Source organism: Pseudomonas sp. PS01301 (genome assembly GCF_029960215.1).
GTDB lineage: Bacteria > Pseudomonadota > Gammaproteobacteria > Pseudomonadales > Pseudomonadaceae > Aquipseudomonas > Aquipseudomonas coleopterorum.
The window spans coordinates 23,810-45,058 of record NZ_JASCPM010000016.1; the positions used below are offsets into that span (position 1 = coordinate 23,810).

Annotated in this window: 17 protein-coding genes; 11 read left to right on the plus strand and 6 right to left on the minus strand. The window is 63.8% G+C overall.

All coding sequences use genetic code 11. From position 1 onward, the window contains the following. Positions 1-35 precede the first annotated feature (35 nt). The 5 genes from hslU to QMX89_RS10860 all read right to left on the minus strand — a co-directional run bounded on the left by hslU (position 36) and on the right by QMX89_RS10860 (position 7,079). Complete coding sequence (gene hslU / locus QMX89_RS10840) at positions 36-1,373, minus strand: ATP-dependent protease ATPase subunit HslU (RefSeq protein ID WP_282348138.1); 1,338 nt, start codon at positions 1,371-1,373, stop codon at positions 36-38. 74 nt (positions 1,374-1,447) lie between these two features. Further along, positions 1,448-1,978: an ATP-dependent protease subunit HslV gene (gene hslV, locus QMX89_RS10845; protein WP_049861759.1), complete on the minus strand. Its 531-nt coding sequence runs from the start codon at positions 1,976-1,978 to the stop codon at positions 1,448-1,450. Between the two features lie 271 nt (positions 1,979-2,249). Continuing rightward, a complete protein-coding gene (locus QMX89_RS10850) occupies positions 2,250-2,939 on the minus strand; it encodes an SPOR domain-containing protein (RefSeq protein WP_282348139.1) in 690 nt (229 codons plus the stop codon). Position 2,940: 1 nt separating this feature from the next. Next, on the minus strand, positions 2,941-4,677 hold the full coding sequence (argS, locus tag QMX89_RS10855; protein ID WP_282348140.1) for an arginine--tRNA ligase: 1,737 nt from the start codon (positions 4,675-4,677) through the stop codon (positions 2,941-2,943). 182 nt (positions 4,678-4,859) lie between these two features. Beyond that, complete coding sequence (locus tag QMX89_RS10860; protein WP_282348141.1) at positions 4,860-7,079, minus strand: primosomal protein N'; 2,220 nt, start codon at positions 7,077-7,079, stop codon at positions 4,860-4,862. Positions 7,080-7,299: 220 nt separating this feature from the next. Here QMX89_RS10860 and rpmE point away from each other — a divergent pair, with 220 nt between their 5' ends. The 3 genes from rpmE to QMX89_RS10875 all read left to right on the plus strand — a co-directional run bounded on the left by rpmE (position 7,300) and on the right by QMX89_RS10875 (position 9,783). After that, positions 7,300-7,518 (plus strand): 50S ribosomal protein L31, encoded by a 219-nt coding sequence (rpmE, locus tag QMX89_RS10865; protein WP_043193699.1) that lies wholly within the window; start codon positions 7,300-7,302, stop codon positions 7,516-7,518. Beyond that, positions 7,518-8,324 (plus strand): thermonuclease family protein, encoded by an 807-nt coding sequence (locus tag QMX89_RS10870; RefSeq protein WP_282348179.1) that lies wholly within the window; start codon positions 7,518-7,520, stop codon positions 8,322-8,324. The genes rpmE and QMX89_RS10870 overlap by 1 nt, the downstream gene beginning before the upstream one ends. 190 nt (positions 8,325-8,514) lie before the next feature. Next, the gene (locus QMX89_RS10875) at positions 8,515-9,783 is read left to right on the plus strand and encodes a malic enzyme-like NAD(P)-binding protein (RefSeq protein WP_049861763.1); all 1,269 of its coding nucleotides are present in this window, start codon (positions 8,515-8,517) and stop codon (positions 9,781-9,783) included. A 155-nt stretch (positions 9,784-9,938) separates the two neighbouring features. Here the strand turns inward: QMX89_RS10875 and QMX89_RS10880 are convergent, their stop codons facing one another. Next, the gene (locus QMX89_RS10880; protein WP_090355684.1) at positions 9,939-12,386 is read right to left on the minus strand and encodes a penicillin-binding protein 1A; all 2,448 of its coding nucleotides are present in this window, start codon (positions 12,384-12,386) and stop codon (positions 9,939-9,941) included. Between the two features lie 180 nt (positions 12,387-12,566). On the opposite strand from QMX89_RS10880, the gene QMX89_RS10885 reads away from it, so the two are divergent. The 8 genes from QMX89_RS10885 (at position 12,567) to QMX89_RS10920 (ending at position 20,972) form a co-directional block, all read left to right on the plus strand. Continuing rightward, a complete protein-coding gene (locus QMX89_RS10885) occupies positions 12,567-13,631 on the plus strand; it encodes a pilus assembly protein PilM (RefSeq protein WP_122743967.1) in 1,065 nt (354 codons plus the stop codon). Then, positions 13,632-14,201 carry a PilN domain-containing protein gene (locus QMX89_RS10890; protein WP_049861766.1) on the plus strand — a complete coding sequence of 190 codons (570 nt, stop codon included), beginning with the start codon at positions 13,632-13,634 and terminating at the stop codon, positions 14,199-14,201. Further along, positions 14,198-14,857 (plus strand): type 4a pilus biogenesis protein PilO, encoded by a 660-nt coding sequence (gene pilO, locus QMX89_RS10895; RefSeq protein ID WP_056844426.1) that lies wholly within the window; start codon positions 14,198-14,200, stop codon positions 14,855-14,857. The genes QMX89_RS10890 and pilO overlap by 4 nt, the downstream gene beginning before the upstream one ends. Continuing rightward, the gene (locus QMX89_RS10900) at positions 14,854-15,381 is read left to right on the plus strand and encodes a pilus assembly protein PilP (protein ID WP_049861768.1); all 528 of its coding nucleotides are present in this window, start codon (positions 14,854-14,856) and stop codon (positions 15,379-15,381) included. Before pilO ends, QMX89_RS10900 begins: the two co-directional genes overlap by 4 nt. Positions 15,382-15,416: 35 nt before the next feature. Beyond that, positions 15,417-17,543: a type IV pilus secretin PilQ gene (pilQ, locus tag QMX89_RS10905; protein WP_090355694.1), complete on the plus strand. Its 2,127-nt coding sequence runs from the start codon at positions 15,417-15,419 to the stop codon at positions 17,541-17,543. A gap of 4 nt (positions 17,544-17,547) precedes the next feature. After that, positions 17,548-18,066 (plus strand): shikimate kinase AroK, encoded by a 519-nt coding sequence (aroK, locus tag QMX89_RS10910; RefSeq protein ID WP_056844424.1) that lies wholly within the window; start codon positions 17,548-17,550, stop codon positions 18,064-18,066. A gap of 98 nt (positions 18,067-18,164) precedes the next feature. After that, the gene (aroB, locus tag QMX89_RS10915; protein WP_049861771.1) at positions 18,165-19,268 is read left to right on the plus strand and encodes a 3-dehydroquinate synthase; all 1,104 of its coding nucleotides are present in this window, start codon (positions 18,165-18,167) and stop codon (positions 19,266-19,268) included. A gap of 114 nt (positions 19,269-19,382) precedes the next feature. Next, on the plus strand, positions 19,383-20,972 hold the full coding sequence (locus QMX89_RS10920; RefSeq protein ID WP_282348144.1) for an AAA family ATPase: 1,590 nt from the start codon (positions 19,383-19,385) through the stop codon (positions 20,970-20,972). Positions 20,973-21,249: the final 277 nt, after the last annotated feature.

A 21,249-nucleotide genomic window follows, 5' to 3' on the forward strand; every position in this document is an offset into this window, starting at 1 on the left:
GCCGTGACAGGCCGCTCCGCGCATGACAGGCCGTATTACAGAATGTACCGTGACAGGTCTTCGTTCTGCGCCAGCTCGCCCAGATGGCTGTTCACATACTCGGCATCGATCTGGATCGGCGCTTCGCTGTGCGCGGCAGCCATGTCACCGGCGCTGAACGAGACTTCCTCCAGCAACCGCTCCAGCAGCGTGTGCAGACGACGGGCACCAATGTTCTCGGTCTTTTCGTTGACCTGCCAGGCGATCTCGGCCAGACGCTTGATGCCTTCGGGCACGAACTCGATGTTCAAGCCTTCGGTCTTCAGCAGCTCGCGGTACTGTTCCGTCAGCGACGCATGGGGCTCGCTCAGGATGCGCTCGAAATCCTGCGGGCTCAATGCCTTGAGTTCGACGCGAATCGGCAGGCGACCCTGCAACTCGGGCACCAGGTCGCTCGGCTTGCTCAGGTGGAAGGCGCCCGAAGCGATGAACAGGATGTGGTCGGTCTTGACCATGCCCAGCTTGGTGTTGACCGTGCAGCCTTCGATCAACGGCAGCAGGTCGCGCTGCACGCCTTCACGGGACACGTCGGCGCCGCCCACGTTGCCGCGCTTGGCCACTTTGTCGATTTCGTCGATGAAGACGATACCGTGCTGCTCGACCGCTTCCAGCGCCTTGGCCTTGAGCTCTTCTTCATTGACCAAGCGACCAGCTTCCTCGTCGCGGACCATTTTCAGCGCGTCCTTGACCTTGAGCTTGCGGCTTTTCTTCTTGCCCTTGCCCATGTTGGCGAACAGGCTCTGCAGCTGGTTGGTCATTTCTTCCATGCCGGGAGGGGCGGAGATGTCCACGCCACCCATCTGCTCGGCCACTTCGATCTCGATTTCCTTGTCATCCAGCTGACCTTCGCGCAAGCGCTTGCGGAACAGCTGGCGGGTGTTCGAATCGTTGCTCACCGGCTCTTCGTTGAAGCCTGCACGGGCAACAGGCAGCAGCGCGTCGAGAATACGCTCTTCGGCTGCGTCTTCGGCACGATGGCGGACCTTGACCATTTCCTGCTCACGCAGCAGCTTGATGGCCGCATCGGCCAGGTCACGGATGATCGATTCGACATCGCGGCCCACGTAGCCGACTTCGGTGAACTTGGTCGCTTCGACCTTGATGAACGGCGCATTGGCGAGCTTGGCCAGGCGACGTGCGATTTCAGTCTTGCCGACGCCGGTCGGGCCGATCATCAGGATGTTCTTGGGCGTCACTTCGACGCGCAGCTCTTCAGGCAGCTGCATACGCCGCCAGCGGTTGCGCAGGGCAATGGCGACGGCGCGTTTGGCATCGTCCTGGCCAATGATATGGCGATTGAGTTCGTGGACGATTTCGCGGGGGGTCATGGACATGGTGTGTTCCGGACTCGAAGGTTCAGTGCGCGTGGTCTTCTGTGAAGATCATCCCAGGTGGGCGCGGCGACTGATCACTGGGCGAGATCCTGCTCCTCGATGGTCATGTTGTGATTGGTGAACACGCAGATGTCGCCAGCGATGCCCAGGGCGGTCTCGACGATTTCACGCGCGCCCAGCTCGGTCTTCTTCAACAGTGCGCTGGCAGCGGCTTGCGCGAAGGCACCACCGGAACCCATGGCAATCAGCCCGTCTTCGGGTTCGACGACGTCACCGTTGCCGGTGATGATCAAGGACGCATCCTTGTTGGCCACGGCCAGCATCGCCTCCAGGCGGCTCAGCGAGCGGTCGGTACGCCACTCCTTGGCCAGCTCCACGGCGGCACGGACCAGATGGCCCTGGTGTTTCTCGAGTTGACCTTCGAAACGTTCGAAGAGGGTGAAGGCGTCGGCGGTGGCACCGGCAAAGCCGGCGATGACCTGACCGTGGTACAGGCGCCGGACTTTCTTGGCGTTGCCTTTCATCACGGTGTTGCCGAGGGAAACCTGGCCGTCGCCGCCCATGACGACTTTGCCATGACGGCGGACTGAAACGATGGTGGTCAAGGGGAGAGTCTCCACGCAGCGGGGCGAAAATGCCCTGATGGAAACGGATATGGGGGTAGGTGAGAGGATTTCAACCTTTGGGGGTTGTGGGGCGCGTGGAGACAGCTTGCGGCGTATCAGGAAATTTGCGGTGGGCCCTTCGCGGGCAGAGGGCTCGCCGCCCGCCCCGCCCCCACAGGGCCCCGCTCCCACAGATGCTGCGCGCGCCTGTGAGCGCGGGCTGTGTGGGAGCGGGCTCTGCCCGCGAAGGACGCCCCGCCGATGCATGGACTTACTGCCGAATCTGCCTTTGCTGCAACAGCAGGTTACTAAATCCACTGCCCGCCAGTTGCTTCTGCGCCACGGTCAGTTGCTCGCGGTTGCTGAACGGACCCACCAGCACCCGGTACCAGGTGTCCTCCTTGACCGTTCCGGACTCGACGTTCACCGACTGCCCCAGCAGGATGATCTGCGCCCGCACCCGGTCGGCGTCCGCCTGCTTGCGGAACGAACCGGCCTGCAGATAGAACTGGGTGGTCGCCGCGGGTTTGATCACGGGCGGGGCCGGCGGCGGAGTCCCGCCGCTGAGCGCCGCCTGGGCGCGTGCAGTATCGATCTTGGCCGCTTCGGCCGGCGTGACGGGGGCCTGGGCCGGAATCGGAGGTGTCTTCTCGGGAACCGCCTCGGGCGGCACGATGACCTCCGATTCCGGCAGCAGGGTGTAGAAGTCGTACTTGGGCTTGACCGGTGCCTGAGGGCTGGGCGGGGTCTTGTTCGCCTCGGCGATCTTCTCCGCCTTCGCCTGCTCGGCCTTGACGCGCTTGACGTCGCCGTTGCCCGGCTCCAGCTTCATCAGGAACACCACGAACGCGCCCACGCTCAGGCCGATCGCCAGCCACAGCCAGCCCGGGATGGGCTTCTTGGCAGGTGCGGAATTGCGGCTGGCGCCACGTTTGGGTGCAGGTTTCTTCTTGGCAGCCAACTTACATACGCTCCAGTGTTTCCAGGCCCAACAGAGCCAATCCTTGCTTGAGGGTGCGGCCGGTCAGCGCCGCCAGGCGCAGGCGGCTTTGTTGCTGAGCGGGGTTTTCGGCCGCCAGGATCGGGCAGTTCTCATAGAAGCTGGAGAACAGCCCGGCCACATCGTACAGGTAAGTGCACAGCACATGGGGCGTGCCTTTCTCACCGACGGTGTTCAGCACTTCGGTGAATTGCGCCAGCTTGGCCGCCAATTCCTTCTCGTGTTCGGCTTCCAGCACGATCTGGCCTTCGACGTCCGCGAAATCCTTGCCCAGCTTGCGGAACACCCCGGCCACGCGGGTGTAGGCGTAGAGCAGGTACGGCGCGGTATTGCCTTCGAAGTTGAGCATCAGGTCGAAGTTGAAGCTGTAGTCGCTGGTGCGATGCTTGGACAGGTCGGCATATTTCACCGCGCCGATCCCCACGGCCTTGGCGATCACCCGCAGGTCAGCCTCGGCGACCTCGGGGTTCTTTTCCTTGACCAGGGTGTAGGCGCGTTGCTCGGCTTCGTCTAGCAGGTCGACCAGCTTCACGGTGCCGCCGTCGCGGGTCTTGAACGGGCGGCCATCGGCGCCGTTCATGGTGCCGAAGCCCATGTGCTCGGGCTGCATGCCATTGCTGATGAAACCGGCGCGCCGCGCCACCTCGAACACCTGCTGGAAGTGCAGGGCCTGACGCTGATCGACGAAGTACAGCGCGCGGTCGGCCTTTAGCACATTGCTGCGATAGCGCAGCGCAGCCAGGTCGGTGGTGGCATACAGATAACCGCCACCGGCCTTCTGCACGATCACCGGCAATGGGGTGCCTTCGGCGGTCTTGAATTCTTCGAGGAACACGCACTGCGCGCCGTTGCTTTCCACCAGCAGGCCCTTGGCGCGCAGGTCGGCGACCACGTTGGCCAGGTCGTCGTTGTAGGCGCTTTCGCCCATCACGTCGGCCGGGGTCAGCTTGACGTTCAAGCGCTCGTAGGTGCTCTGGCAGTGGGACAGGGAGATTTCGTTGAAGCGCTTCCACAGCGCCAGGCACTCGGCGTCGCCGGCCTGCAGCTTGACCACCAGGCCGCGTGCGCGCTCGGCGAATTCCTCGGATTCATCGAAGCGCTGCTTGGCTGCGCGATAGAAATTCTCCAGGTCGGAGAGTTCGTCGCTGGTAGCGGGTTTCTCCTGCAGGTAGGCGAGCAGCATGCCGAACTGCGTGCCCCAGTCACCGACGTGGTTCTGGCGGATCACGGTGTCGCCGAGGAACTCCAGCACATTGGCCACGCCATCGCCGATGATCGTCGAGCGCAGGTGGCCCACGTGCATTTCCTTGGCCAGGTTGGGTGCCGACAGATCGACCACCACGCGCTGTGCCGGGCCGGCCTTGCGCACGCCGATGTGGGCATCGGCCAGTGCAGCATCCAGGCGCGCGGCGAGGGCGGCACTGTTCTGGAAGAAGTTGAGGAAGCCGGGACCGGCGATCTCGACCTTGCTCACTCCCTCATCGGCCGGCAGCGCGGCAATCAGCTTTTCTGCCAGGTCACGTGGCTTCATGCCGGCAGGCTTGGCCAGCATCATGGCGATGTTGCTGGCGAAATCGCCGTTCTTCTTGTCTCGCGAGTTTTCCACCTGGATTGCCGGCGTCAGACCTTCTGGCAGCACACCTTCGGCGACGAGGTGGGTCAGGGCTTGTTGAATCAGCTGGCGAATGGTGTCTTTCATGGGGTTCTCGGTCGACCGCGGGTACGGCGGTGCTGGATGCGCGGGTGGAAAAACTGGGCATTATCCGGTTGTTGGCAGGGGTTGCCAACCCGCAAATCCCCCCCTGCAAGCCACCACCCCTGCAGCAGCGGCGCAAGCCGCGTCAGCAGACGCCGCCGATCCCTGCCCCAAGCGCGCCTATCTCAATACAAATCCACCGGGTCCACATCCAGCGACCAGCGCACCTGGCGCCCGCTCGGCAGTTGCTCCAGTTGCAGCATCCAGGCATTGAGCAAGCGGTGCAGCGGTGCTCGCAACGTCGCCTGCACCAGCAGCTGCGCCCGGTAGCGTCCGGCGCGGCGTTCCATGGGGGCTGGTACCGGCCCCAGCAGTTCGAGACCGCCCAGTGCCAGTTGCGCCACCAAGGCTTCGGCGGCGGCGCAGGCTTCGTCCAGAAAGGCTTCGGCCTGGCCCGGCTTGTGGGCCTCGGCGCGCAGCAGCGCCAAGTGCGCGAAGGGTGGCAGGCCGGCGGCGCGGCGTTCGGCCAGGGCCTGCTCGGCGAAGGCGAAGTAACCCTGCTCGGTCAATTGCACCAACAGCGGATGGTCGGCCAGGTGCGTCTGGATGATCACCTTGCCCGGTTCTTCCGCGCGCCCGGCGCGGCCGGCCACCTGAACGATCAATTGCGCCATGCGCTCGCTGGCGCGGAAGTCACCGGAGAACAGCCCACCGTCGGCATCGAGGATCGACACCAGGGTGACCCGCGGAAAGTGGTGCCCCTTGGCCAGCATCTGAGTGCCGATCAGGATGCACGGTTGGCCCTTCTGGATGGTCGCGAACAGCTGGTTCATCGCGTCCTTGCGCGAGGTGCTGTCGCGGTCGACGCGCAGCACCGGGTAGTCGGGAAACAGGATCGCCAGGCGTTCCTCGGCGCGCTCGGTGCCGGCGCCCACCGGCCGCAGGTCCACGGTGCCGCACTTGGGGCACTGGCGCGGTACGCGTTCGACGTGGCCGCAGTGATGGCAGCGCAACTCGCCCGAGCGCTGGTGAACGGTCGTGCGCGCATCGCAGCGCGGGCACTCGGACAGCCAGCCGCAATCGTGGCACAGCAAGGTAGGGGCAAAGCCGCGGCGGTTGAGAAACACCAGCACCTGTTGGCCGTTGGCCAAGGTCTGGCCGATGGCCTGCTGCATCGGTCCGCTGATGCCGCTGTCCAGCGGTCGGCTCTTCACATCCAGGCGCAGGAACTTGGGCTGCTGGGCGCCGCCGGCGCGCTGGTCGATGCGCAGCAGGCCGTAACGACCGGTGTGGGCATTGTGCAGGCTTTCCAGGGATGGCGTGGCCGAACCCAGGACAATGGGAATGTCTTCCTGGCTGGCGCGCACCAGCGCCAGGTCACGGGCGTGATAGCGCAGGCCTTCCTGCTGTTTATAGGAGCCGTCGTGTTCTTCGTCGATGATGATCAGCCCAGGGTTCTTCATGGGCGTGAACAGCGCCGAGCGGGTGCCGATGATGATGTCGGCCTCGCCGTCGCGGGCGGCCAGCCAGGCGTCGAGACGGTCGCGGTCGTTGACCGCCGAATGCACCAGCGCGATGCGTGCGTTGAAGCGCTGTTCGAAGCGCGCCAGGGTCTGCGGCCCCAGGTTGATCTCCGGGATCAGCACCAGGGCCTGCTTGCCGGCCTCCAGGCATTCGTGAATCAGTTGCAGGTACACCTCGGTCTTGCCACTGCCGGTCACGCCCGCGAGGAGAAACGCGTGGAAGCCGCCCAGGCTGGCGCGGATCGCCTCGAAGGCGGCGCGTTGCTCTTCGTTGAGCGGCAGTTCCGGTTGCGCCAGCCAGTGTTCCGCGCGTGGGCCGGGGCCATGGCGGCGCACTTCGACGCTGACCAGTTGCTTGGCCAGCAGCAGGTCGAGGCTGTCCTTGTTCAGCTGCAGCTTGCTCAACAGCTGATGCGCCACGCCATGGGGATGCTGGGCCAGGGTCTTGAGGGCGTCGCGCTGCTTGGGTGCGCGGGCGATGCGCGGGTCGTCCAGGCGCGCATCGGCGGCGGCGTGCCAGAAGCGCTCCTGGCGGGCCTCGGCCGGTTCCCCCTGGCGCAGCAGCACCGGCAGTGCCCAACTGAGGGTGTCGCCCAGGCCGTGCTGATAGTACTGCGAGGTCCACAGGCACAGCTTGAACAGCGCCGGCGGCAGCGGGCTGACCGGATCGAGCAGGGCAATGGCCGGCTTGAGTTTGTCGGCCGGTACCTCGCTGTGGCTGACCACCTCGACCAGTATGCCGATCATCTCCCGCCGCCCGAACGGTACCCGCAGGCGCATGCCCGGGGTGAATACGGTCTGCGCCGTGTGGGCAGGCGCCTTGTAGTCGAACAGGCGTCGCAGCGGCGAGGGCAGGGCGAGGCGCAGGATGACGTCGGGCACGCGGGAATTCTCTTGAGTGGAGGCGACTGCAATCGTGGGCGGAGCCAGGGTCACGGCGGGTGACCGCGCTCGAAGGATTCGAGGTGCGCAGCCTAGCAGACGACGGTCGGCGCAAGCGACAACTTGCGTGTTCGCCGGATTCTGTTAATATACGCGGCCTAATTACGTGCGGTACTCGACAATGGTGTCGGGTGGCGGCACGCAGCCTGAGGAAGTCACCATGAAAGCCGATATCCATCCAGTATACGAAGCCATCGACGCTACCTGCAGCTGCGGTAACGTTATCAAGACCCGTTCGACTCTGGCCAAGCCATTGAGCCTCGACGTCTGCTCCGAATGCCACCCGTTCTACACCGGCAAGCAGAAAACCCTGGACGTTGGCGGTCGTGTTGACCGTTTCAAGCAGCGTTTCGGCGGTTTCGGCGCCAAGAAAGCTTGATTGGTTTGCTCTCGCTGTTGAAGAAGGCGCCCCGTGTGGGCGCCTTTTTTGTGGGCGTCTTCTGGCTGGGCGCCGCACAGGCCGAGGCCTACTGCCCGGCACCGGGCGGGCTGAGCACCGTTCAGGTACGGCAGGTCATCGACGGCGACACCCTGCGCCTGCAGGATGGTCGCAGCGTTCGGCTGATTGGTATCAATGCGCCTGAGATCGGTCGCAAGGGGCAGAGTGACGAGCCCTATGCGGTGGCTGCCCGGCGCCGGTTGCAGGCACTGGTCGATGACAGCGACGGCTTGGTCGGCCTGCAGCTAGGTCGCGAAAGCAAGGATCGCTATGAGCGCACCCTGGCCAACGTCTATGGCCGCGGCGGCTTGAACTTCGAGGCGCAATTGCTGGCCGAGGGGTTGGCCCTACAGGTCGCGGTGGCGCCCAATGTCGACCAGGTCGCGTGCCAGCAGAGTGCCGAACGTGCGGCGCGACAGGCCGGGCTGGGCATCTGGCGTCAATCGCCGACCATCGCCGCCGCGCAGGTGGATCGCGCCGGTTTTGCCCTGCTCGGTGGGCGTGTCAGCAAGGTCGAGCGCAACCGCGCCGGGGCCTGGATCGAACTCGACGACTCGGTGGTGCTGCACGTCGCGCCCAAGGTGTTCGGGCTGTTCCCGGACGGCTGGCTCGATACCCTCGAAGGTCGCCAGGTCGAGGCGCGCGGCTGGGTGCTGGATCGCAGCCGGCGCGGCAATCAGGACGCAGGGCAGTTGCGCTGGATGCTGCCGGTCAGCGACCCCGCCATGGTGCAGATACAGCCCTGAGCCTGTCGACGGCGGCGAGGCATTGGTTGATCCGCAGGCCTTGAACAGGCCTTTCGCGGACCTGGCCATACCCGCCGAAAGTCGTAGGCCAGGGGCCTTGACGCAAGTGACTGGGTAGTCTTGTCGGGTGTAGGCATCTTGCGTATCCTCGCGGGTCTCGTCAGACCAACAGTAAAAGCGGAACGCCCCCATGTCAGATTTGAAAACTGCCGCTCTCGAGTACCATGCCCATCCACGCCCAGGCAAACTGAGCGTCGAACTCACCAAGCCCACTGCCACCGCCCGTGATCTGTCGCTGGCCTACAGCCCAGGCGTGGCCGAGCCCGTTCGCGAAATCGGTCGCGATCCTGAACTGGCCTACAAGTACACGGGCAAGGGCAACCTGGTAGCGGTCATCTCCGACGGCACCGCCATCCTGGGCCTGGGCAACCTCGGCCCACTGGCTTCCAAGCCGGTCATGGAAGGCAAGGGCGTTCTGTTCAAGCGTTTCGCCGGCATCGACGTCTTCGACATCGAAGTGGACTCGGAAAGCCCGCAGGCCTTCATCGACACCGTCAAGCGCATCTCGATCACCTTCGGCGGTATCAACCTGGAAGACATCAAGGCGCCCGAGTGCTTCGAGATCGAACGTGCCCTGATCGAACAGTGCGACATTCCGGTGTTCCACGATGACCAGCACGGTACCGCCATCGTCACCGCGGCGGGCATGATCAACGCCCTCGAAATCGCTGGCAAGACCCTGGAAGACGCCAAGATCGTCTGCCTCGGCGCTGGCGCTGCGGCCATCTCCTGCATGAAGTTGCTGGTGAGCATGGGCGCTCGCATCGAAAACATCTTCATGATCGACCGCACTGGCGTGATCCACGCTGGCCGTGACGACCTGAACCAGTACAAGGCAGTGTTCGCCCACACCACCGACAAGCGCACCCTGGCTGATGCCTTGCAGGGCGCCGACGTGTTCGTCGGTCTGTCGGGTCCGAACCTGTTGAGCGCCGAAGGCCTGAAGTCGATGGCGGCCAACCCGATCGTGTTCGCCTGCTCCAACCCCGATCCGGAAATCTCCCCGGAATTGGCGCACGCCACCCGTGACGACGTGATCATGGCCACAGGCCGTTCCGACTACCCGAACCAGGTCAACAACGTCCTGGGCTTCCCATTCATCTTCCGTGGTGCCTTGGACGTCCGCGCCAAGCGCATCAACGAAGAGATGAAGATCGCCGCAGCCAACGCCCTGCGCGAACTGGCCAAGCTGCCGGTCCCTCAGGAAGTCTGCGATGCCTACGGCGGCATCTCCTTGGAATTCGGCCGCGAGTACATCATTCCCAAGCCAATGGACCCACGCCTGATCACCCTGATCTCCGACGCCGTGGCCAAGGCCGCGATCGAGACCGGTGTGGCCACCCTGCCGTACCCCAAGCACTACCCGCTCAAAAGCGTGGATGACGTGTTCAACGGTTGATCCCTTGAAAGCCTCATAAAAAAAGCCCCGGCTCGCGAGAGTCGGGGTTTTTTTTGGTCTGCTGTGTGTGTTCGCGGCCACTGGCCGCTCCTACGGGTGTACGCGATCCATGTAGGAGCGGCCAGTGGCCGCGAAGGGGTCGATACGGTTCGGGATCAGAACAGATCGATCGGCGCCGATTCATCGGCCGGGAGTGGGCTGCCTGGTGCGCTGCCGCCGCCGAACTCGCTGTTGGAGGGCGGGGTGTCTTCGCTCTTGAACAGTTCGAAGTAGGCGCCGGGTGTGCCCGGGGCAGCCGCACGGCCGCTGATCGGGTCCACCCGCAGGCTCAGGATGCCTTCGGGCTCGGGCTGCACGTGGGCAGGTTTGTCTTTCAGTGCGGCGCCCATGTAGGTCATCCAGATCGGCAGTGAAACGGTGCCGCCAAACTCGTGCCGGCCCAGGGTTTCGGGCTGGTCGAAACCGGACCACACGGTGGTGATGTAGTCGGCGTTGTAGCCCGAGAACCAGGCATCCTTCGAATCGTTGGTGGTCCCCGTCTTGCCGGCCAGATCGGTTCGGCCCAGCGCCATGGCGCGGCGCCCGGTGCCCTTCTTGATCACGTCCTCGAGCATGCTGGTGAGGATGAACGCGGTGCGCCCGTCGATGACTCGCTCGGCGATCACCGGTGCCGGTGGCGCGCCTGGAGTCAGGGTCGCGTCGACGCCGATCGGTGCCGGTTCCGGCGCGGGCGTGCCTGGCGCGGGCTGGGGCGACGCGGCCGCGACTTCGTCAGCCGGTACGGTCGGCGGATTGGCGCGGAACAGGGTTTCACCGTTGCGGCTGTCGATCCGCTCGATCAGGTAGGGCGACACCTTGTAGCCGCCGTTGGCGAACACGCTCCAGCCGGTGGCGATTTCCATCGGTGTCAGCGTCGCAGTGCCCAGCGCCAGCGACAGATTGCGCGGCAGGTCCTGCTTGTTGAAGCCGAACTTGCTGATGTAGTCGATGGTGCTGTCCACGCCCAGGCTCTGCAGAACCCGGATGGACACCAGGTTGCGCGACTTGTACAACGCTTCGCGCAGGCGGATGGGGCCCAGGAAGGTGTTAGTGTCGTTCTTCGGTCGCCAGACCTTGTCCACCGATTCGTCGACGAACACGATGGGCGCATCGTTGACCAGGCTGGCGGGCGTGTAGCCCTTGTCCAGTGCGGCACTGTAGATGAACGGCTTGAAGCTCGAACCAGGCTGACGCTTGGCCTGCATGGCGCGGTTGTAGTTGCTCTGCTCGAACGAGAAGCCACCGACCAGGGCGCGGATGGCACCGGTACGCGGGTCCAGCGAGACCAGCGCGCTCTGCACGGTCGGTACCTGGCTGAACTTCAAGGTGCCATCGTCTTGACGCTGCACGCGGATCAAGTCCCCGACCTGCGCGACGTCCGCAGGCTGGGTCGGCATGCGTCCGACGCTGTTGGTGTTCATGAACGGGCGCGCCCATTTCATGCTGTCCCAGGCGATCGATTCCTGCTTGTCGTCACGGGTGAGCACGACGATCCCGGTCTTGTCGACCTTGGTCACGATGGCCGGCTCCAGGCCGTTGAGTGGACGCTGGCGGGTCAGTTCGACCGCCCACTCGCGTGGCGTCTTGCCCGGCAGGCGCGCTTCGGGTCCACGATAGCCGTGGCGCTGATCGTAGGCGATCAGCCCGGCACTGATGGCGTGGTTGGCGTCTTCCTGCAGGTTGCTGGGCACCGTGGTGGTGACGTTGAAACCCTGGGTGTAGGCGTCGCTGCCGTAGCGCCCGACCATCTCGGCGCGGGCCATCTCGGCGATCCACGGCGCGCTGACTTCCGGCGTGGGCACGTGGTAGCTGGCGTTGAGTGGCTCGTTGATGGCGGCGTTGTAGCTGGCTTCGTCGATCTTGCCCAGGCGGAACATGCGCCCCAGGATCCAGTCGCGACGCTCCTTGCTGCGCACCGGATTGGCCAGCGGGTTGAAGCGTGACGGCGCCTTGGGCAGGCCGGCGATCATCGCCATCTGCGCCAGGCTGACATCGCGAATCGACTTGCCGTAGTACACCTGTGCAGCGGCTTCGATACCGTAGGCCCGGTTGCCCAGGTAGATCTTGTTCACATACAACTCGAGAATCTCGTCCTTGGTAAGTTGGCGCTCGATTTGCAAGGCAAGAAGGATTTCAGTGATTTTGCGGGAAAAACTGCGTTCAGACGTCAAGAAATAGTTCTTGGCGACCTGCATGGTGATGGTACTGCCGCCGGTCTGGATATGACCGCTGCGCACCAGCTGCGAGGCGGCGCGCATCAGGCTGCTGGGGTCGACGCCGTAATGGTTTTCGAAATTGTCGTCCTCGGCGGACAACAGGGCTTGGATGAAATGTGGCGGAATCTCGGCGAACTTGATCGGCGAGCGGCGCATCTCGCCGAACTCGGCGATCAGTTTTCCGTCGCTGCTGAACACCCGCAAGGGGATCTGCAGCTCTACGCTGCGCAGGGCGTCGACAGACGGCAGGCTGGGGCTAAGATACAGAAATGCCCCACTGAGCACGAGCAACAGCCCGCAGAACACGGCGAGGAAAGACCACCAGAAAAACTTCAGCAGGCGTATCAAGGCTTTTGGATTTCCAGATAAAAGAATGGGTTAAGCGCAGCACGCGGTACGTGGAAAAAACGCTGGGCATTATAAGCATTTTTCGGCCCGGAGCGTCATTTGCGCTTCTGTCAAGACTGCTATTAAATGCCCCGTACGACAAAGGGTCCGTAAGTCGCGGATAGTAATAGGGAATCGGTTGTGCGTGGACTCTTCAGCAAGAAAGCACATTCGCTATTGGGCATCGATATCAGCTCCACATCGGTCAAACTGCTCGAGCTGAGCCGCACGGGCAACCGTTTCCGGGTCGAGTCGTATGCCGTGGAGCCGCTGCCGGCCAATGCCGTGGTCGAAAAGAACATCGCCGAGCTCGAGGGCGTGGGTCATGCCTTGAGCCGCGTGCTGGTCAAGGCGCGCACCAGCACGCGCATCGTGGCGGTGGCCGTGGCCGGTTCCGCGGTGATCACCAAGACCATCGAGATGGACGCCGGGCTGTCCGACGACGAACTGGAAACCCAGCTCAAGGTCGAGGCCGACCAGTACATTCCCTATCCACTGGAAGAAGTTGCCATCGACTTCGAAGTGCAGGGCTATTCGACGCGCAACCCGGAGCGGGTCGAGGTGTTGCTGGCCGCCTGTCGCAAGGAAAACGTCGAGGTGCGCGAGGCCGCCCTGGCCCTGGCCGGGCTGAGCGCCAAGGTGGTCGACGTCGAGGCGTATGCCCTGGAGCGCGCTTTCGGCCTGCTCACCGCGCAGCTGGCCGGGGGCAATCAGGCCCTGACCGTGGCCGTGGTGGACATCGGCGCGACCATGACCACCCTCAGCGTGCTGCACAACGGCCGCATCATCTATACCCGCGAGCAGCTGTTCGGCGGGCGTCAGCTGACCGAGGAAATCCAGCGCCGCTACGGCCTGTCCAACGAGGAAGCCGGCCTGGCCAAGAAACAGGGCGGGCTGCCCGACGACTACGTGGCCGAAGTGCTGCAGCCGTTCAAGGACGCCGTGGTGCAGCAGGTGTCGCGCTCGCTGCAGTTCTTCTTCGCCGCCGGCCAGTTCAACGATGTCGACTACATCATGCTCGCCGGCGGCACTGCCTCCATTTCCGGTCTGGATCGGCTGATCCAGCAACGCCTGGGCACCCCGACCCTGGTGGCCAACCCGTTCGCCGACATGGCCCTGAGCAGCCGAGTCAATGCCGGCGCCCTGGCCAGTGACGCACCGGCCCTGATGATCGCCTGTGGCCTGGCGCTGAGGAGCTTCGACTAGATGGCAAGGATCAACCTGCTGCCGTGGCGCGAGCAGCTGCGTGAAGAGCGCAAGCGACACTTTCTGATGGCCATGGCCGGTGTAGTGGTAGGCGCCATCGCGATCATCTTTCTGGCAGACCGATTCATCGGCAATGCCATCGACATCCAGACGGCGCGCAATGCCCACCTGCAGTCCGAGATCGTCCTGCTCGACCAGCGCATCAAGTCGATCAGCGAGCTCAAGGCGCGGCGCAAGCAGTTGCTCGAGCGCATGAAGACCATCCAGGACCTGCAGGGCAACCGGCCGATCATCGGGCGCATCTTCGACCAGATGGCGCGCACGCTGCCTGACGGTGTGTACTTCACCGACGTGAAGATGACCGACAAGAACATCGCCATTGCCGGCGCTGCCGAAACCAACAATCGCGTGTCCGACCTGCTGCGCAACCTCGATGCCTCGCCCTGGCTGGAAGCCCCGACCCTCAACGAGGTCAAGGCCAACACCAGTGCCGACGTCAACGGCGCCAACAGTTTTCAGCTGACCGTGCGCCAGACGGCGCCGGTGCCGGCCGACGGGGATGACAAATGAACCCTTCGAGCTGGATGGACAGCCTGCGCAAGGTCGAGCTCAGCGAGCTGGACCTCAACAACATCGGATCCTGGCCCAATGCCGTCAAGGTGATCGCCGGCGTGCTGCTCATGGCACTGATTCTGGGCCTGGGCTACAACTTTCACATCTCCGACCTGGAAGCGCAGTTGCAGCAGCAGGCCGACCAGGAGGCTACGCTCAAGGAGCAGTTCTCCACCAAGGCTTTCCAGGCGGCGAACCTGGAGACCTACACCGAACAGATGAAAGAGATGGAAACCTCGTTCGGTGCCATGCTGCGACAGTTGCCCAGCGACACCGAGGTTCCGGGTCTGCTCGAAGACATCACCCGCACCGGTCTGGGCTCGGGGCTGGAGTTCGAGGAAATAAAACTGTTGCCTGAAGTGACCCAGCAGTTTTATATCGAGCTGCCGATACAGATCAGCGTGACCGGCACCTACCATGACTTGGCCACTTTCGTCAGCGGTGTGGCCAGCCTGCCGCGGATCGTCACCCTTCACGATTTCGAAGTGAAGCCGGTCGATCCCAAGGCCAGCAACAGCCAGCTGCGCATGAGCATCCTGGCCAAGACCTACCGTTACAATGACCAAGGCCTGCCTGGGACGAATGCGGTACCGGCACAGGGGCAAGCGAAATGAGGGCGGTTTTCGTGGCAGGTCTGGCGCTGTGCACGCTGGTGCTGGCCGGTTGTGGTGGCGGTGGCGATTTCGCCGACCTGGATGCATTCATGGCCGAGGTCAAGGCGCGGCCCAAGGGCAAGATCGAACCGATACCGCGCTTTGCGCCCTATCAGGCGTTCAGCTACGAGGCTGCGTCGCTGCGCAGCCCGTTCCAGCCACCGATCAAGATCGAACTGGTGAACAGGCAGAAGGGGTCCAGGCTCATCAAGCCGGACACGACGCGGGTCAAGCAATTCCTGGAGGGTTTCAACATCGAGGAATTCGAAATGGTCGGTACGCTGGGCAATGCCGGCGGACGCTACGCCCTGATGCGTGGTGCCGGTGGCGTGCATCGACTGAAGGTGGGCGATTACCTGGGTCGCAACGACGGGCGGATCATCGCCATCAGCGATGCCCAGGTCGATGTCATTGAAATTGTTCCCGATGGGGATGGTGGTTGGTTGGAGCGGCCTCGCACCATCCCGCTCAAAGAGCGCTCGTAAAGGGCTGGGTCAAGCATGTCTAGTGGAACTCGAAAATGAACAGGATTCTCTCAGCCTTCGGTATTTCGCTAGGGATAGCGATGCTTTCACCGATTGTCATGGCCGCGAACTTGAAGACGCTCGACGTTGCTTCCCTGCCCGGTGATCGTGTCGAGCTCAAGCTCTCGTTCGACGGTCCGGTCACGGCACCGCGCGGCTACACCACCGAGCAACCGGCGCGCATCGCCCTCGACTTGCCCGGTGTGACCAGCCAACTGGGCGCGCGCAGCCGCGATCTGGGCGTGGGCAATGCTCGCAGCGTGGTCGTGGTCGAGGCCACCGACCGTACGCGGGTCATCGTCAACCTGACCAAGTTGGCGCCTTACAGCACCCGTGTGCAGGGCAACGACCTGTTCGTGCTGGTGGGCGAGGGCGCCGCTGCGCTGCAGGGCACGTCGCTGCCGGCCCCAACGTCTACGCCGACCACGCCCCGTCCCGTGTCGCGACCTGCGGCGGTGTCTTCGCCGGCGCCGGCGACCTCGCGAGCGGCGGTGCCGGCCGGACGCGCCATTCGCAACGTCGATTTCCAGCGCGGCGAGCTGGGCGAAGGCAATGTGATCATCGATCTCAGTGACCCGACCATCAGCCCCGACATTCAAGAGCAGGGCGGCAAGATCCTCCTCAACTTCGCCCGCACGCAACTGCCCGAGGCATTGCGTGTGCGCCTGGACGTCAAGGATTTCGCCACCCCGGTACAGTTCGTCAATTCCTCGGCCAGCGCCAATGGCGCGACCGTGTCCATCGAACCCAGTGGCACCTTCGACTACTCCTCGTACCAGACCGAAAATCGCCTGACCATCAGCGTGCGACCGCTGACCAACGAGGACGTGGCGCGGCGCAACGTCGAGCGCAACGTCTATACCGGCGAGAAGCTGTCGCTGAACTTCCAGGACATCGACGTGCGTTCGGTGCTGCAATTGATCGCCGACTTTACCAACCTTAATCTGGTGGCCAGCGACACGGTGCAGGGCGGCATTACCCTGCGCCTGCAGAACGTGCCATGGGATCAGGCGCTGGACCTGGTGCTCAAGACCAAGGGCCTGGACAAGCGCAAGGTCGGCAACGTGTTGCTGGTGGCGCCGGCTGACGAGATCGCTGCCCGCGAGCGCCAGGAACTGGAGTCGCAACGGCAGATCCAGGAGCTCGCGCCACTGCGCCGTGAGCTGATGCAGGTCAACTACGCCAAGGCTGCCGACATCGCCAAGCTGTTCCAGTCGGTTACCCGCGGTGAAAACGTCGAGACCGAGCGCGGCTCGATCACGGTCGACGAACGCACCAACAACATCATTGCCTACCAGACCCAGGACCGCCTCGACGAACTGCGCCGCATCGTCACCCAACTGGACATCCCCGTACGGCAGGTGATGATCGAAGCCCGCATCGTCGAGGCCAACGTCGGCTACGACAAGGCGCTGGGTGTGCGCTGGGGCGGCTCGACCAACCTGCGCGGCAAGCACAACTGGACTGCCTACGGCCTGGACAACAACGGCGACGAAGCCGGCAACACCGGCGCCGACGTAGGCAGCAACACGCCCTTTATCGATCTGGGCGCCGCCGATGCGACCTCCGGCATCGGCCTGGGCTTCGTGACCAACAACGTCCTGCTGGACCTCGAACTCAGCGCCATGGAGAGTACCGGCAACGGCGAGATCGTCTCGCAGCCCAAGGTGGTGACCTCCGACAAGGAAACCGCGAAGATCCTCAAGGGCACCGAGGTGCCGTACCAGGAGGCTAGCTCCAGCGGTGCCACCACGGTATCGTTCAAGGAGGCTTCGCTGTCGCTCGAAGTGACGCCGCAGATCACCCCGGACAGCCGCATCATCATGGAAGTGAAGGTCACCAAGGATGAGCCCGACTACCTGAACGCCGTACTGGGCGTGCCGCCCATTAGCAAGAACGAGGTCAACGCCAAGGTGCTGGTCAACGACGGCGAAACCATCGTCATTGGCGGGGTTTTCTCCAACACGCAAAGTAAAACCGTGGACAAGGTGCCCTTTTTGGGCGACGTGCCGTATGTTGGGCGCCTTTTCCGTCGGGATGTCGTGTCGGAAGCCAAATCCGAGCTGCTGGTATTCTTGACACCGCGTATCATGAATAACCAGGCGATTGCTGTGAGTCGTTGATTCTGTGCGAAATTTGATACTTGTTGGGCCAATGGGTGCAGGCAAGAGCACCATTGGCCGTCTGCTGGCCAAAGAGCTTCGGTTGCCGTTCAAGGATTCCGACAAGGAAATCGAGACCCGTACCGGGGCGAATATCCCGTGGATCTTCGACCAGGAAGGCGAGGTCGGCTTTCGCGATCGCGAGCAGGCCATGCTGGCCGAGCTGTGCGAATTCGACGGTCTGGTGCTGGCCACCGGCGGTGGCGCCGTCATGCGCGACGCCAATCGCCAGGCACTGCACGCCGGTGGGCGTGTGGTGTACCTGCACGCCTCGGTGGAGCAACAGGTGGGCCGCACGGCGCGTGATCGCAATCGGCCGCTATTGCGTACCGCCAATCCAGAGGCCACGCTGCGGGCCCTGCTGGCGGTGCGCGATCCGCTGTACCGCGAGATCGCCGATCTGGTGGTGCAGACCGACGAGCGTCCGCCGCGCATGGTGGTGCTCGATATCCTCGAACGTCTGCAACGCCTGCCGCCGCGCTGAGGCGCGTGTAGCCGAGGGTGTTCGCAGCGCTTGCAGGGCCGTTTGGCGCTAACGTGATTTCATGGAAGCTGTTTTCAGAAAAACAAGAGTGGGGACAGATGCAGACACTCAAGGTTGACCTCGGCGAGCGCAGCTATCCGATCTACATCGGGGAAGGGTTGCTCGATCAAGCCTCATTGCTGGCCCCGCACATTGCCGGGCGAAAGGTGGCGGTCGTCTCCAACGCCACGGTGGCGCCGCTCTACCTGGATCGCCTGACCCAGACCCTGGGTGCCTACTCGGTGGTGCCCGTGGTGCTGCCAGACGGCGAAGCCTTCAAGAACTGGGAAACCCTGCAGACCATTTTCGATGCCATGCTCACCGCACGGCTGGATCGACGCGTCACGGTCATTGCCCTGGGCGGCGGCGTCATCGGCGACATGGCCGGGTTCGCCGCCGCCTGCTATCAGCGCGGCGTCGATTTCATCCAGGTGCCGACCACGCTGCTGTCCCAGGTCGACTCGTCGGTGGGCGGCAAGACCGGCATCAACCATCCGCTGGGCAAGAACATGGTCGGCGCGTTCTATCAGCCGCAGGCGGTCCTGATCGATACCACGACCCTGGCCACGCTGCCGCCGCGCGAGCTGTCGGCGGGTCTGGCCGAGGTGATCAAATACGGTTTCATCTGCGACGAGCCGTTCCTGGGCTGGCTGGAAGAACACGTCGATGCCCTCAGGGCGCTCGACCAGGCCGCCCTCACGGTGGCCATCGCTCGCTCCTGCGAAGCCAAGGCCCGCGTGGTCGGGGCGGACGAACGCGAGTCGGGTGTGCGGGCCACACTGAACCTGGGGCATACTTTCGGCCACGCCATCGAAACCCATATGGGGTATGGTGTGTGGCTTCACGGCGAAGCCGTGGGGGCTGGTACGGTGATGGCGCTGGAGATGTCCATGCGCCTGGGCTGGATCACTCAGGCCGAGCGGGATCGCGGCATTCGTCTGCTGCAGCGCGCCGGTTTGCCGGTGGTGCCGCCAGCGGAAATGACGCCGGCCGATTTCCTCGAGCACATGGCGATCGACAAGAAAGTGCTGGATGGCAGTCTGCGCCTGGTGCTGCTGCGCAGCCTGGGCGAAGCGGTGATCACCGCCGACTACCCGCATGATGTGCTTCAGGCGACCCTGGAAGCGGATTACCGCGCCATCGTCGCCGGGCTGGAAGCCTGATTGTGATGGCGCTCGCCGCCCGCCCCGCTCCCACAGGTGTTGAGCCCGGCGTATTCCAGCAGGACGTGATGCCAGCAATCCATCAACGATTCACCTTTGTTCTACGAGAGTTCGATGACAAGTCTGCATGCCGATGAGGCCTTTCTCGGCCACTACCAATTGGATCATGACCCCTTCGCCGCAAGGGTGCCTGGCTTCAAATTCTTCCCGGCCCAACGCAAGCCGGTGCTGGGGCAATTGCACCATCTGGCGCGCTACAGCCAGCTGTTGCTGGTAGTCACCGGCCCGCACGGCAGTGGCAAGACGCTCCTGCGCCAGGCCCTGGTCGCCAGTACCAACAAGCAGTCGGTGCAAAGCATCGTAGTCTCGGCACGCGGTGCCGGCGATGCCGCGAGCGTGCTGACCCAGGTCGCCCAGTCGCTCAACCTCAATACCCTGGAAGTGCCAGCCATGCTGGCGCAGATCGTCCAGCTGGGGCTCACCGGGCGGGAAGTCTACCTGCTGGTGGACGACGCGGAACAACTCGACGAATCCGCACTCGAAGCCCTGCTGGCGTTGGCGGCGGGCACTGCGGACGGGCGCCCTCACGTGTTCCTGTTCGGCGAGCCTTCCTTGATCGCGGGCCTGGAGCAGTTCAGCGCCGGGCAGGAATTGTTCCACGTGATCGAGCTGCAACCGTACAGCCTCGAGGAAACCCGCGAATACCTGGCGCTGCGTCTGGAAGGTGCAGGGAAGGGTATCCAGTTGCTCACCAATGACCAGATTGCCGACATTCACGAGAACTCGGATGGTTGGCCAGGGGCCATCAACCAGGTTGCTCGTGATACGTTGATCGAGGCCATGATCGCTAGCCGCTCGTCGGTGAAGCGTCCTGCTATGGGGTTTAAGATGCCTAAGAAACACGTATTGGCGATTTCCGCCGTTGTCGTCGTCGCGGTGGCCGCCGCCTGGCTGATACCCAGCCGCGATGGCAAGGCACCGAGCACCACCGAACAGGCTCAGTTGCCGATGGGTCAGGGGCAGCCAACTGCCGCCCAATCCAACAACGGCAATCCGTCGGTCGAATTCAATGGCAGCACCCAGTCGTTGCCGATGAACGGGCAACAGCCGGTCATGCGCGGTCCGCTGGCCGAATCCACCGGCATGGGCGATGGCGACGAAACCGGCGCTGCCGTGAACACTTCGCCACAGCCGCCGACCGTCACCACCACCGCGCCACCTGCGGGCGTGCCTGCAGGTGCACCCGCTGTGGTTGCGCCCACGCCCACGCCGACGCCTGCACCTGCACGTCAGGCGGCGCCGGTGGCGACCACCAAGCCTGCACCTGTCACCGCTGCCAAACCGGCACCTGCGCCTGCACCGACCGTGGCCGCCAAGCCGGCTCCTGCTGCTGCCGCTGCTGCCAAGCCTGCTGCCGGTGGCAGCTGGTACGCCGGCCAGTCGCCGAGCAACTACGTCGTGCAGATCCTGGGAACCAGCAACGAAGGCGCTGCGCAGGCCTATGTCAAGGAGCAGGGTGGTGACTTCCGTTACTTCAAGAAAACCCTGCAGGGCAAGCCGCTGTACGTGATCACCTACGGCAGCTTCGCCAGCCGCGATGCAGCGGTTGCCGCCATCAAGAACTTGCCAGCCAAGGTCCAGGCTGGTAAACCTTGGCCTCGCACTGTCGCCAGCGTCCAACAGGACCTCGCGACAGCTCGCTGATTGTCGGGCGGCACCTATCCCCGCCGCCCCACCCTCCGGCGTCATCTGAATCCCGAGCCTGCTACGCATTGTGTAGCAGGCTTCGCCGTCCCTGTCCCACCGTTTGCCGTCGAAGGCTCAAGCACGGGCCTTGTAGACATGCGGGCTTGCGCTGTCGAGCTGCGGGATTCAGAATCCAGCCTAAGTCGCTATCACAATAGCTCGCTGGAAAACGTTCACATTTGCGACAATTGAGTTATTGATTTCGTCGCTGAATTTGTGACCACCCGTTGCGCTG

Bases quoted from the DNA above. Each gene is read 5' to 3' on its own strand.
- hslU (WP_282348138.1), bottom strand. From the start codon at position 1,373: ATGTCCATGACCCCCCGCGAAATCGTCCACGAACTCAATCGCCATATC.
- argS (WP_282348140.1), bottom strand. From the start codon at position 4,677: ATGAAAGACACCATTCGCCAGCTGATTCAACAAGCCCTGACCCACCTC.
- rpmE (WP_043193699.1), top strand. From the start codon at position 7,300: ATGAAAGCCGATATCCATCCAGTATACGAAGCCATCGACGCTACCTGC.
- QMX89_RS10875 (WP_049861763.1), top strand. From the start codon at position 8,515: ATGTCAGATTTGAAAACTGCCGCTCTCGAGTACCATGCCCATCCACGC.
- QMX89_RS10890 (WP_049861766.1), top strand. From the start codon at position 13,632: ATGGCAAGGATCAACCTGCTGCCGTGGCGCGAGCAGCTGCGTGAAGAG.
- pilO (WP_056844426.1), top strand. From the start codon at position 14,198: ATGAACCCTTCGAGCTGGATGGACAGCCTGCGCAAGGTCGAGCTCAGC.
- QMX89_RS10900 (WP_049861768.1), top strand. From the start codon at position 14,854: ATGAGGGCGGTTTTCGTGGCAGGTCTGGCGCTGTGCACGCTGGTGCTG.
- pilQ (WP_090355694.1), top strand. From the start codon at position 15,417: ATGAACAGGATTCTCTCAGCCTTCGGTATTTCGCTAGGGATAGCGATG.
- aroB (WP_049861771.1), top strand. From the start codon at position 18,165: ATGCAGACACTCAAGGTTGACCTCGGCGAGCGCAGCTATCCGATCTAC.
- QMX89_RS10920 (WP_282348144.1), top strand. From the start codon at position 19,383: ATGACAAGTCTGCATGCCGATGAGGCCTTTCTCGGCCACTACCAATTG.